Origin of the sequence: Cohnella sp., from assembly GCF_041640265.1 — a bacterium.
In the GTDB taxonomy this organism is placed as follows: domain Bacteria; phylum Bacillota; class Bacilli; order Paenibacillales; family Paenibacillaceae; genus Cohnella.
In genome coordinates, this window is the sequence record NZ_JBEQAP010000020.1 from 37,259 (window position 1) to 50,080 (window position 12,822).

Below are 12,822 nucleotides of genomic sequence, written 5' to 3' on the forward strand. Positions count from 1 at the left end.
AAACCCGAAGCTTCCAAGTACGTTCCGGTTCAAGTTTATCCGGCCGTTCTTCGGCAGCTCCGGGTCAACCGGGCAATTGCTATCCATCGCTTCTTACGGATTGCGCCGGAAAGCTGCTTTTGCTTCTTCGACGGTCTGTTTAATCAGCTTGGGTAAATGTTCGGTCATGAAATCAGGTGAAGCTTCTACTGAGTTTGATAAACGCCAGTATGCGAGAAATTCGATATTTCCTTCTCCGCCTGTTATAGGGGAGTAAGTAAGTCCTTTAAGCTCATAGCCCAGCTCGAATGCAGCGGTCAATACCTCGCGCAATACGCTCGCATGAACCGCTGGATCTCGAATAACGCCCGATTTACCAACTTGCTCTCTCCCTGCTTCGAACTGGGGTTTAATTAGAGCCACTGTGATTCCGTTTGCTTCCAGCAAACCTGCTAGAACCGGTAAAATTAGCTTTAAGGAGATAAAGGATACATCAATGGTTGCAATCCCAGGGTTAGGACCATCAAGCTGATCGATCGTCATATGCCGGAAGTTCGTTCGCTCTAACACCTGAACACGCTTGTCCTGTCGTAAGGACCAATCTAATTGATTGTATCCGACATCAACAGCATATACTCGCTTAGCGCCGTTCTGCAGGGCACAATCCGTAAACCCTCCAGTGGATGCACCTATATCCAGCATAGTGATATCCCGTAAATCTAATTCAAAATGCTTTATCGCCTTCTCGAGCTTTAACCCGCCGCGGCTCACATAAGGATGAGGGGCTCCTTTAACGGTTAGTGCCGCGTCACGGGGTACCTTCGTGCCTGCTTTATCGACTCGCTCTGTTCCGATAAATACCAAGCCTGCCATAATGGCAGCCTTCGCTTTTTCTCTGCTTTCGTAATAGCCGAGCTCCAATAGAAGAACGTCTAAACGTTCTTTAGAAGAAGTAGTTTTGTCCATTAAGTTGCCCGCTGCCTTTTGCGGACGCGCAATGAAGCAAGCTTCTGAGCAACTGCTTCTGCTGTCAAGCCGCTTTCTTCCCGTTGTTCCTTGATTGTGGCATGCTCAATGTACACATCAGGAACGCCGGCAATATGGATGGAAGCAGGTTGGATACCCTGCAAGCAGTAATACTCTAAGATGGCACTTCCCAAGCCGCCTTGCACTGCTCCTTCTTCTATAACCATTAACGGGATTCGTTCAATGGCAAGGGCGGTTAACATCTTCTCATCGAGAGGCTTGATGAATCTGGCATTAATAATTCGAACATTAATGCCTTCACGCTTTAGTAATTCCGCCGCTTCCTCTGCCACTTGAACCATAGGCCCAATCGCCAGAATTACCGCATAGTCGCCTTCTCTTACCGTTTCCCATGTACCAATCTGAATCGAAGTCATCACTTCATCTATTGCTGCACCTGTAGCTGCTACACGTGGATAACGAACGGCTATTGGACCGTCGTTGTAATCCACAGCTGTCTTGAGCATATTTCTTAGCTCGTTTTCGTCTTTAGGCATCATAAGCACCATATTCGGGATATGCCTCAGGAAGGCAATATCATATACGCCCTGATGGGTCTCTCCGTCTCCACCGACGAAGCCGGCACGGTCAATGGCGAAGATGACGTTCAAATTTTGTCGGCAAATATCATGAACAACCTGATCATAAGCCCTCTGCAAGAAGGTTGAATACACCGCAAAGACAGGCTTCATTCCTTCCATAGCCAAAGCAGCTGACATTGTGGCCGCATGCTGTTCGGCAATTCCGACGTCGAACATGCGATCGGGGAATTTCTCCATAAACTTCATGAGTCCTGAACCGCCGGGCATAGCCGGCGTTACCGCTACGATTCGCTTGTCTTGCTCTGCAAGCTCGATTATAGTGTTGCCAAACACTTCAGTGTACATTGGCGGTCCGACTGGTTTAACCACTTGCCCTGATTCAATCTTATAGGAGCCTGTTATTCCGTGCCACTTGTGGGAATCTTCCTCCGCGGGTGAATAGCCTTTACCTTTGACAGTAAGCACGTGAACCAGAACGGGACCATTCACGCTTTCCGCTTGCTTGAAAGTATCCATTAGCTTCGTAATATCATGGCCATCTACGGGCCCGAAATATTTCAAACCAAATTCCTCGAATAACATCCCGTCAGGCGTTACCAAGTATTTCAAGCTATCCTTCACTCGTTCAGCCGTACGTGCCAGCTTACCACCAATCGCCGGTACTTTACGCAAGAGCCAATCCAGCTCGTCTTTTGCTTTACGATATATTTTCTCAGATCTAACTTTTCCTAAGTAGTTGTGAATGGCTCCGACATTCGGAGCGATCGACATTTCATTATCATTAAGAATCACCATTAAATTACGTTTCTCATGACCGATATGATTAAGTGCTTCCAATGCCATACCGCCTGTGAGTGCGCCGTCCCCGATAATCGCAATGACTTTATTCGTGTCACCCTTCATATCGCGTGCTAATGCCATTCCCATTGCTGCCGACAAAGAGGTGCTGCTATGGCCCGCTTCCCAAACATCATGCTCGCTTTCGCCCCGTTTAACAAATCCGCATAATCCGTTCTTCTGTCGAAGAGTATCGAAACGGTCTTTACGCCCTGTTAGGATTTTATGCACATAAGCTTGATGTCCGACATCATAAATAAATTTATCTTGCGGGCTATTATACAAATAATGCAGCGCCAGTGTTAGCTCAACAACACCTAGGTTTGGTGCAAGATGACCACCAGTAGCAGATAATTTTTGAATTAAAAAATGCCGAATTTCTTCCGCCAATAGAGGAAGTTCTGGTATCGTCAATTTTTTTAAGTCGGTAGGACTGTCGATATGCTCGAGCAACAAGTTTGTTCCCCGCTTTCCTCATCTTGATATTACCACTATTATACCATAACCCAAAACAATGCCCAACAATGGTCAAATCCTGTCGACAAAATGGGATTCATACGACCTGAAAGTGAAAAAGAGCCCATACGTCTAAGTACGCAGCTCCTGCATCATTCAGCAGTCATTAATGATCTCTTGTCAGTAGATAATCCGCGATTTGAATTAATCTGTTGGGATTCGCTAAGCCGGCTTGCAGCAGCGACTCATTGGCCGCCTTTGTCAGATTGACAACTCGCTTACGGCTCTCATCCAGACCGATTAAATAAGGGTATGTAACTTTCTCCTGCCGTTCGTCGCTTCTTACTGGCTTGCCAAGCTTCGTTTCATCGCCAGTCAAATCAAGAATGTCATCTTGGATTTGGAAAGCAAGCCCGACATTTCGCCCGAAGAGCTCGAATGCGTTTAATTGCCTGACATCTGCACCTGCCGCATGCCCCCCTGCTCTCAAGGCAAAGGCAATCAAATCACTTGTCTTATGCAAATGGATATTCTCCAGCTGTTCTAATGAGGTTTGCCCTTGTTCGCCTAACATGTCATCGACCTGACCGCCAACCATGCCAGGCACACCTGCTAACCTCGAAAGCTCCTCTATGACTGCCAATGTCCTCTCTGCAGATACTCCTCTTCTCGCAGCTTGGCTAGCCACATGAAAAGAATGAGTCAGCAGCCCATCTCCAGCTAAGATTGCCATTGCTTCACCGAAAACCTTGTGGTTTGTTAACCTTCCGCGACGATAGTCGTCATTATCCATGGCCGGCAGATCATCATGTATAAGCGAATATGTATGGATCATCTCCACCGCACAAGCAAATGGTAAGGCTCGATTTGTTGCATCCCCGGCATTCGTCACAGCTGCCGAAGCTGCAAGAACGAATATGGGACGCATCCGTTTCCCGCCTGCCAGGAGTGAATAGTTCATAGCCTCCAGCAGTTTGCCGGGTATCGGCCAGTCCGCAGAGAACACGGTTCGCAGCGCGTTCTCTACGATTAACCGCTGCTCTTCTAAGTACATATGTAGCTCCGCTGATGTTGTCACGATTTATTCCCCTTTGTCTTCAAACGCTTCTTCCCTACTTGAAGTGAAAGGTTTGCGCTGTAAACCGGAGTCACCTTCCACCAGCATTTCAATTCTCCGCTCAACCTGCTCCAGCTTCTGTCCGCACAGCTTAGAGAGCGACATCCCTTCCTGAAACAACTCAATCGCAGTCTCTAGAGGAACATCCCCGCTCTCGAGCTTGGCGACAATTGATTCGAGCATTTCCATTGCCTGCTCGAAAGAAATCGCCGGAGCTTTGCTATCCTTCGCTGTTTGATCAGTCGACCCGCTCTTTGCCATTTGCTTGCTCCTCCCCATGTATACCCCAGACTTGACAATCTAATTTACCGTCAGCTAGTCGGATGTGAACCAGATCTCCCGGTTGTACCTCGTTAATCGCTCGGATAAGCGATTTTTCCTTTTCGTCGTACACTAGACTATAACCTCTGGCCATAACCTTCAAGGGACTTAATGCATCAAGATGTCGAACGAGCGAGCTGAATTGACTTTGACGTTGACGGACGATACCGTTCATTGCCATCTCCATACCCCGGTCTGCATTTGTAATACGTTTACGAGCAAACTCCGCCTGTTGCCTAGGATTCATGGAATTTAACCTTCCACTCAGTCGAGTCAGCCTCTCCTTCATTCTTGCTTGCTTGTTATTCACTCGATAAATTAGAGTATCCCGAAGCCTGTCTAATCGTTCTGCTTGGACTAGAAGGCTGCGTCTAGGTTGTGTGAAGTAGGGTGATCTGGCAGCATGCTGCAAACGTTCCCTAGATTTCCCTAACAAGACGCTTAGAGACTTGGCCATTCTTTGCTCAAGGTACACGAGTCCTTGCTTCAGCTCTCCGGAATGCTGAACGGCTAGTTCAGCTGCAGCCGTTGGGGTTGGCGCCCGCAAATCAGCGGCGAAATCGGAAATGGTAAAATCCGTCTCATGCCCGACAGCCGAAATAACAGGGATAGCCGAAGACCTTATCGCTCGGGCAACAATTTCCTCATTAAATGCCCATAGTTCCTCCAACGAGCCTCCGCCGCGCCCGACAATTAAGACGTCGGCTTCAGCCAAGGCATTCATCGCTTGAATTGCTTTAACAATGGAAGGCGCTGCACTCTTTCCTTGTACTGAAACCGGGTACAACAAGACGTTAACGGCTGGATTCCTGCGCTGCAATGTAATTAAAATATCCCGAACAGCAGCGCCTGTGGGCGATGTAATGATTCCTACCGTACGCGGATAACGAGGAAGCGGCTGTTTGGAATATTCGGAGAATAGACCTTCAAGCTCCAGCTTCTTCTTCAATTGCTCGAATGCAAGATAAAGGCTTCCTATCCCATCCGGCTGCATAGCCGTTGCATAGAACTGGTATTGTCCATCTCGTTCATATACAGAGATGCCTCCACGAGCCAACACCTTCATCCCGTCCTTAGGAGAAAAAGGGAGCCGTTGGTTATAGGAGGCGAACATGATGCTTTTGAGTCTTGATCCTTCGTCCTTAAGCGTGAAATACATATGACCGCTGGAGTGGAAGGTGAAATTAGAGATTTCGCCCCGAAGCCAAATATCTTGGAGACCAGAGTCGCCTTCAAGCTTCATCTTGATTAGACGATTAATATCGCGGATGCTAATAACACGCGCCGGTTCCATAAGATGGCTCCTTTCTATTGAGAGAAGCGTCTAGCGGACTTCAATGTGTTAGCCATTAGCATCGTAATGGTCATGGGTCCGACTCCGCCCGGTACAGGTGTTACCCAGCCTGCAGTCTCAAGTACATCGTCGTAATCTACATCCCCGCACAGCTTGCCGTCCGGCAACCGGTTCATTCCGACATCGATGACTACGGCACCTGGTTTAATCCACTCTTTCTTAACGAGCTTAGCCACACCAACCGCAACGATTAGAATGTCCGCTTGACGTGCCATTTCAGGCAAATTCGGAGTCCGAGAATGGCAGATCGTGACCGTTGCGTTCTCTCTCAGTAAAAGCATCGAGACTGGCTTGCCAACAATATTGCTTCTTCCAATCACGACAGCATGTTTCCCTGAGGGATGATTACCAGTTCTCTTCAGTAATTCAATCACGCCAGAAGGTGTGCAAGGAAGCAGCGCGTCATCGCCAATCATGAGATTACCGACACTCACGGGATGGAATCCGTCTACATCCTTTTCTACTGATATGGCATCAATGATAGCTTTTTCCTCGATATGCTTTGGAAGAGGAAGCTGAACAAGTATGCCATGAATGTTCGCCTGTTTATTATATTGTTCAATGACTCGAAGAAGCTCATCCTGAGTCGTCTCAGCAGGAATCTTAATAACCTCAGAGTAATAGCCAAGCTGCTCACAGGCTTTGGCTTTGTTTCTAACATATACCTGAGATGCTGGATCTTCTCCCACTAGAATGACAACGAGACCGGGAGTAACTCCCTTTTGTCTGAGTAGTTCAACCTCATATCGCAATTCCTCACGGATCGAATCCGATATGCTCTTACCGTTGATCAATTGTGCATTCATGGTTTGTCACCCTCCTGCGGCCCGTTTCCTTCCTTCTCGCGCAGCATCCTTCCAAGAACACCGTTCACGAACTTTCCGTTCTCCTCTAAGCCGAAATGCTTCGCAAGCTCAATCGCTTCATTAATAACAACCTTAGGAGGAACATCCGTGCAATACATAAGCTCATAAGCAGCCAACCGCAGGATCTGACGATCTACTCGGGAAAGTCGATCGACCTGCCAGCCCGTTAAATATGCGACTAGCTTCTGATCGATCTCTTCTTGCTTGTCGAGAACGCCTTTAACTAATTTACGTGTAAAAGCATCAATATCCGCCAATTCCGCTACTTCGGCACCGATTTCGTTTTCTTGACGAGCTTCATCCATTACAATATCGATAGCTTCGTCACCGGTCACGCCGTTCATTTCGATCTGGTACAAGCTTTGTACCACAATTTCCCTAGCAAGTCTGCGTTTCATGAGTCCTCCTGATTGTTCCGCATCAACGATTACAGCATCGCCGTCCGACCGACGGGGATAACGATTGTTACGTATAGTATAGTGTTATATAAAACAAAAAAAACCTATGAGCATCTTTTCCTTCGGAAACTGCGGAGTATGAGCTCCACCGCCTCTGCCCGGGCAAGAACATTCACAGGGATTATCGTGACCAAGGCCAACGGTCCGTTACCCAATCCGTTAATTTATCCCACGGAAAAAGCGGTCCCCGTCTATCATCCTTATGCTTTCCTATCCAATAACCGATGCCAATGAGCAAAGCACAGAACAGCATGTCCCAGAAACCGCTGAATAAATAAATGATCCCGAACAAAAGACCCGCTGCAACCCCGGCCGCTCTTCCTCCGAAGGCTTCCCACCAAATTTTCCACATAGGTGGTTTTCCCCCTATTCTACGCGGCTCTTATAGGTAGTTGGCGCTTGCGTAACGTTCGCGATGAAGACGGAAACCTCCGCAACCGGAATACCTGTCGCCTCTTCAATTTGCCCGGATACGGTACGTTGCATCTCTTCCGACAAGGTCGGGATTGAGCCTTCACCGTCAACGAAAGCACGAATCATGATTTCCAATCCGGCTTCTGTCACTCTTACACGCGCACGCAAGTCCTTTACCCCGCGGGTACGGGAAGCCGCTTTAAGCGCCAAGTTCTCTACTGTCTCAACTGAGATGCGAATATCCCCATGCTCAGTCCGCTGGTTAATGGATGGTAACGAGCCGCCTTCACGACGAACAGATACGATGAAAAACCTTATGCTTATTAACAGGATGATGATTGCGCCAATAATAACGGAAGCTTGTATAGCGCGGGCAGCACCCGTGAATTCGGATACAACCTCATTCAGCCATTTCTCCGAGAACCCGCCGCTTGCAGCCACAATCGCAATTATCGCTGCCACTCCAATCGCTATACTGTACAAAAATAAGAGCAGCCTGTCCAGCATTCTAATCAACGTAAAAGCCCTCCCTGTTCCCCAATAGGTAAATGTCCTCCATGATTGCGAAAAGGCCTCTGCGAGATATCCCTGAAGGAATTTCTCGTCAGAGGTCCGTCATCCGCAAACCGGAGTTTACTTGTTACCGCGGTTATCAGGGCGCGGTAACGTCAATTATCGGACACGTACATTGGTTTCATCTTCTTCGGGCTTATCACCCGTTTTGAAATGAACGTCGTGTATATGTACGTTAACTTCTACTACATTTAATCCGGTCATCATCTCGATCGAGCGTTTGACGTTACGTTGAATTTCAGTTGAAATTTCCGGTATTCGGCGGCCGTATTGAACAATAATAGATACGTCAACAGCGGCTTCGCGTTGCCCGACTTCCACCTTTACACCTTTGGACAAATTCTTGCGTCCCAACATTTCCGCGATTCCAGAAGAGAGTCCTCCGCTCATGCCAGCCACGCCTTCTACTTCCACTGTCGCCAGTCCAGCGATAACTTCAATGACTTCCGGAGCGATTTCAATGGTGCCCATTTCCGTCCGTTCGTAATCCGGGGCTAATGTTTCCATGCGCAGTTCCACCTCCACATACTCGGTACAATATTATGTAAGTCCGAGTATTCGCCTTCACTACTTATAAATATAGCATTCCGGGATAATTATGACAAACACTTGGACCTAATGAAGTCAAGCTTGCTTTTACGCTTTACTCTTCTCCACCGTTGATATCATGTTCCTCGAGAAACTTAATATCAAACGTGCCATTAACAAATATGGGATGGTTCATTAGCTTCTGATGGAACGGGATCGTCGTCTTCACGCCTTCGATCATAAACTCACTCAAAGCACGGCGAGTTCTAGCTATCGCTTCATCACGCGTAGGAGCCCAAACGATAAGCTTGGCAATCATTGAATCATAATGCGGTGAAATCAAATACTGGGGATAAGCTCCGCTGTCAATCCGAACCCCGGGGCCTCCTGGAGGCAGGTAAAAACCGATTCGTCCAGGGGAAGGCATGAAATTACGTTCGGAATCTTCTGCATTGATGCGACACTCAATCGCCCAGCCCTCGAACTTCACTTCCTCCTGCTTAAAGGAAAGAGGAGCGCCCTCAGCTACAGCAATCATTTCTTTTATCAAATCTATTCCTGTAATCATTTCCGTTACGGGATGCTCCACCTGAATACGGGTGTTCATCTCCATAAAGTAAAACTGACCATCAGGGCTTAGCAAATATTCAATCGTTCCGGCACCGGAATAATTCACAGCAAGAGCAGCTCTGACCGAAGCTTGCCCCATTCGCTCTCGCAGTGCTGGTGTCATCACCGAGCATGGCGCTTCCTCTACCAGCTTCTGACGGCGACGCTGTACGGAGCAATCACGTTCGCCCAGATGAGCAACATTCCCGTGTTTATCCGCAATAATCTGAATCTCTACATGCTTCATCCCGGTCAAATACTTCTCTAAATAAACACCGGAGTTACCGAATGCCTTCTCCGCTTCTTGCTGCGCGGTCGTTATCTCACGAATCAGCATTTCTTCATTCTCCGCGAGCCGTATTCCGCGTCCGCCGCCGCCTGCCGTTGCTTTGATAATAACGGGATAACCGATTTCACGAGCGACTCGAATCGCTTCCTCGAGATCCTCCACCAAGCCGTCCGAGCCAGGAATAACCGGTACGTCGGCGTCCTTCATCGTTTGCTTGGCAACCGATTTGTCACCCATTCGGCTAATCGCCTGAGCGGAAGGTCCAATGAAGGTAATATTGCAAGTTTCGCAAATATCCGCGAAATCAGCATTTTCAGATAGGAATCCGTATCCTGGGTGGATCGCGTCGCAATCTGTTAACGTGGCGACGCTCATAATATTCGTTAAATTCAAATAGCTGTCCTTGGACGCAGTCGGTCCAATGCAATATGCTTCATCCGCCAAGCGGACGTGCAAGGATTCCCGGTCGGCTTCGGAATATACCGCAACAGCGGTAATCCCAAGCTCCCGGCACGCGCGGATAATACGTACCGCGATCTCGCCGCGATTGGCTACCAATATCTTTTGAAATTTCAAGATGAAATCCTCCTCGGGATTATTCCGGCTTAACTAGGAATAGCGGTTGGCCGAATTCGACAAGTTGTCCGTTCTCCACGAGAATTTCTACGATCTCGCCCTTTACTTCTGCTTCCAAAGGATTCATCAGCTTCATCGCTTCAAGGATGCATACAACCGTTTTGTCGGATACTTTATCACCGATGTTAACGAAAGAGGAAGCGTCAGGAGATGGGGAACGGTAAAAGGTACCTACCATCGGGGACACAATGCGGTGCAGGTGAGAATTGTCAGGTGCTGCGGCTTTCGTTTCCAGATGGGAAGCCTGAGCTGCAGCTGGTGCAAGATGAGCAGACGGAGCAGCAGGCAAGTATGTATGAGAAAGGGGGGCAGTTTGCACGTTAACGATTTCCGTGCGACCCGGTTTACGAATGGCTAATCGCATACCTTCGTTCTCAATTTCCAATTCATGTACAGATGTTTGGTCTACTAGTTTAATTAGCTCTTTGATTTCGCTTAGCTTAAACATTTAGGTCACTCCTTGATTCGGGATTCTCCGTCTACAGAAAACTTGTTTGATCCCACAACGGAACTATTATACCATAAAGACTTGAAATGGAAAGAGCTGCGCTTCACATACACCAAGCAGCATCAGACATCTCCTCTAACAACAAGGGGATATCCGCCAAGTAGATTCGTACTCTACTTAGCGGATATCCTCTTTATCTAGTGCAGCTCGCTCATTAATTTAACTTGATTCAGTAGTCTCAATTAACGTATTGTACGGTAACTCTATCAGGCGTAATGTTCAATTCTTTAGTCGCCAGATCAATAATGCCGACGGCTTGTTTCTTCTCTAGCTTATCGCTTAGTACGATTACTTTGAAATTCGTATCCTCCTCAGAGACAACCGCATTATCGAAATCTTGAAGCAGCTTCTCCTGCAAGCTGGTGATCCTCAAATCTGTATCTTCAAGACGGTACAGCTCTTCGGCTGCTTTGCTTACCTCCTCTTGGCTAACCTTTGTATTTGCGATAATGGCATTCAGCTCTTCTGCCTTTTTGCTAATGGCTTCCATTCTTTCCCTTTGTGTTTGATCCAACATTTTGCTGCCTTCAAGATTAGCCATTTCTTTCAGGACGTCTTCATCCTCTGGAGAAACGCCCGCGGTTTCCTTATTCTCCGCTGTTACCTCTGGAGCCGTTTCGCCTAGTGCTCCATCCGTTTCGGAACCCGTTATGCCTTCCGTAATTTGTTCCACTTCCGTTACAACAACACCCTCTGGATTCGGCGTTGATACTTTGCCTGCATCAACTAGCTCGGATTGCTCTTTGCTGCTAGCATTGTCGGTTGGCGCAACGTCCTCAGTAAATAGATAGTAGGCCGACAGAATAACCATCAAGCTCAGCATCGATACCAACCATATGGTTTGGCGTTTGTTATTCATTGTTAAATTCCTCCCAGGATTATCAAAATTTTGCTAACATTCAAGATTTGCGCGGCATGACTGCTATCCGGTGCATCGGGACATCAAGCCCGCGAGAAACCGCCTCGGAGATAAGCTTGTGAACAGTAGCATTCTCTGCCCCTTTCGCTATGATCAGTACTCCGCGAATTCGCGGATTCAGCTTCTTAACGACTATAGGGGACTGGCTGCCAGACACCTCGTACAATACAACCTGGCCATCGCTGCTAATATCCGTGATATGCCTGGTTGCACCATTACGATCGGATTCCTGCGTAATTTGCGACATCTTCTTCTCGTTAAGCTGCACCACGGTTTCCTCGGTCGAATCTACTGTTACCATAACGTCTGCCGTCCCTACGCCAACCATTGATTCCAGCAAATCCTTCAGTTGACTTTCAAATTCAGATTCTATTACTGCAAAAGGATTACTTCTGCTTTCACCGCCGCCTAGAAAAGCTTCCTGCTGAGGAGCATCCTCGTCCCTAGGAGGAGAGAGATCAGGATTCTGGGAAGGATCGACTGTCTTCACATTCATCAGGGAGGCGGCGAGCAGCATGGCTGCGCCGATCAACCCGATCAACACAAGCCACCGGAATGCTTTGATTCTGCGCGGTCCTCCCGAACCTCCGCCGATAAACGATTCCATCTGCTGCAGCCATTTGGCCATATCGCACCTCCTTGATCAGTTTGAATCTGCCGTTACTGATGCAGGCTGTTTGACGTCTACGATGCGGGCAGATAGTCCGAACCGGCTTGCGATAAGCGCAGAAATCCTTATCCGGGTATCTCTATCCACAGCCTCTTCAACAGCCGTTTCCTGTTCTGCATCCGCAGCGTCAACAGGAACTGACTTTTGTTCACGGGGCCAGCTCTCCACCTCTATGCGGATATCTACCGCAGCGATGGGATTCACGTCCGAAATTCCAGCAACAGTAATGTTAGACTCTGCAGCACTCTGCTTCGGCTCAAGCATAATGACTACTTTAGTCACCGCTAAGGAACCATCGGCCTCTTGCTCCACTTCGACGTCTACCTTTTGAACCGTGCGGTTCTCGGATTGCTTTATTTCTTTACGAATGGCTGATTCCAGCTTCGCCGACACCAATTCCGCGGCCTGAACATTCTGCTTGTTACGCAGCCTTGCACCTTCTTCTTCAATCATCGCCAGCTCATTCGCCGCACCCTGTGGCATTTGCCGGGCAGAATTTAGGCTTTCGGCAAGCTTGCTGCTGAAGTCGCCTTTCATCCAATGTATAATCGGTGTTGCCACTGTCATCAGAATGAATAGTCCAGCTACTAGCCTGACATACCTCTGCATGGTCCGGTTAGGAAGAATTAAATCGATGAGCGAGGCAAGCAATACGACCGCGATAATCTGGCGAAGCCAATGAGATAGCCCCTCCATTAAACCCACTTAGCTCTCCTCCCT

15 protein-coding genes are annotated in these 12,822 nt (G+C 48.1%); all 15 read right to left on the bottom strand.

The genetic code is table 11. The features are described from left to right. Positions 1-93 precede the first annotated feature (93 nt). The gene (locus tag ACESLK_RS15580) at positions 94-945 is read right to left on the bottom strand and encodes a TlyA family RNA methyltransferase (protein WP_373230473.1); all 852 of its coding nucleotides are present in this window, start codon (positions 943-945) and stop codon (positions 94-96) included. Beyond that, positions 945-2,840 carry a 1-deoxy-D-xylulose-5-phosphate synthase gene (gene dxs, locus ACESLK_RS15585; RefSeq protein WP_373230474.1) on the bottom strand — a complete coding sequence of 632 codons (1,896 nt, stop codon included), beginning with the start codon at positions 2,838-2,840 and terminating at the stop codon, positions 945-947. The genes ACESLK_RS15580 and dxs overlap by 1 nt, the downstream gene beginning before the upstream one ends. A gap of 166 nt (positions 2,841-3,006) precedes the next feature. Continuing rightward, positions 3,007-3,918 carry a polyprenyl synthetase family protein gene (locus ACESLK_RS15590; RefSeq protein WP_373230475.1) on the bottom strand — a complete coding sequence of 304 codons (912 nt, stop codon included), beginning with the start codon at positions 3,916-3,918 and terminating at the stop codon, positions 3,007-3,009. 3 nt (positions 3,919-3,921) lie between these two features. Next, positions 3,922-4,218, bottom strand: a complete 297-nt coding sequence (gene xseB, locus ACESLK_RS15595) for an exodeoxyribonuclease VII small subunit (protein ID WP_373230476.1) — start codon at positions 4,216-4,218, stop codon at positions 3,922-3,924. Continuing rightward, entirely contained in the window at positions 4,196-5,572 is a 1,377-nt protein-coding gene (gene xseA, locus ACESLK_RS15600; RefSeq protein WP_373230477.1) for an exodeoxyribonuclease VII large subunit, read from the bottom strand. Before xseA ends, xseB begins: the two co-directional genes overlap by 23 nt. A 14-nt stretch (positions 5,573-5,586) precedes the next feature. After that, on the bottom strand, positions 5,587-6,438 hold the full coding sequence (gene folD / locus ACESLK_RS15605) for a bifunctional methylenetetrahydrofolate dehydrogenase/methenyltetrahydrofolate cyclohydrolase FolD (protein WP_373230478.1): 852 nt from the start codon (positions 6,436-6,438) through the stop codon (positions 5,587-5,589). Then, a complete protein-coding gene (gene nusB, locus ACESLK_RS15610; RefSeq protein WP_373230479.1) occupies positions 6,435-6,896 on the bottom strand; it encodes a transcription antitermination factor NusB in 462 nt (153 codons plus the stop codon). Before nusB ends, folD begins: the two co-directional genes overlap by 4 nt. Positions 6,897-7,077: 181 nt before the next feature. Beyond that, on the bottom strand, positions 7,078-7,308 hold the full coding sequence (locus ACESLK_RS15615; RefSeq protein WP_373230480.1) for a DUF2273 domain-containing protein: 231 nt from the start codon (positions 7,306-7,308) through the stop codon (positions 7,078-7,080). A gap of 14 nt (positions 7,309-7,322) precedes the next feature. Further along, positions 7,323-7,886, bottom strand: coding sequence for an alkaline shock response membrane anchor protein AmaP (gene amaP / locus ACESLK_RS15620; protein ID WP_373230481.1), 564 nt, complete (start codon positions 7,884-7,886; stop codon positions 7,323-7,325). Between the two features lie 156 nt (positions 7,887-8,042). Next, complete coding sequence (locus tag ACESLK_RS15625; RefSeq protein ID WP_373230482.1) at positions 8,043-8,450, bottom strand: Asp23/Gls24 family envelope stress response protein; 408 nt, start codon at positions 8,448-8,450, stop codon at positions 8,043-8,045. 136 nt (positions 8,451-8,586) lie between these two features. Then, positions 8,587-9,945, bottom strand: coding sequence for an acetyl-CoA carboxylase biotin carboxylase subunit (accC, locus tag ACESLK_RS15630; protein ID WP_373230483.1), 1,359 nt, complete (start codon positions 9,943-9,945; stop codon positions 8,587-8,589). A 19-nt stretch (positions 9,946-9,964) separates the two neighbouring features. Continuing rightward, positions 9,965-10,453 (bottom strand): acetyl-CoA carboxylase biotin carboxyl carrier protein, encoded by a 489-nt coding sequence (gene accB, locus ACESLK_RS15635; RefSeq protein WP_373230484.1) that lies wholly within the window; start codon positions 10,451-10,453, stop codon positions 9,965-9,967. Between the two features lie 238 nt (positions 10,454-10,691). Next, a complete protein-coding gene (locus ACESLK_RS15640) occupies positions 10,692-11,372 on the bottom strand; it encodes a SpoIIIAH-like family protein (protein ID WP_373230485.1) in 681 nt (226 codons plus the stop codon). 40 nt (positions 11,373-11,412) lie between these two features. Beyond that, the gene (gene spoIIIAG / locus ACESLK_RS15645; RefSeq protein ID WP_373230486.1) at positions 11,413-12,060 is read right to left on the bottom strand and encodes a stage III sporulation protein AG; all 648 of its coding nucleotides are present in this window, start codon (positions 12,058-12,060) and stop codon (positions 11,413-11,415) included. A gap of 15 nt (positions 12,061-12,075) precedes the next feature. Beyond that, positions 12,076-12,798 carry a stage III sporulation protein AF gene (spoIIIAF, locus tag ACESLK_RS15650; RefSeq protein ID WP_373230548.1) on the bottom strand — a complete coding sequence of 241 codons (723 nt, stop codon included), beginning with the start codon at positions 12,796-12,798 and terminating at the stop codon, positions 12,076-12,078. Positions 12,799-12,822: the final 24 nt, after the last annotated feature.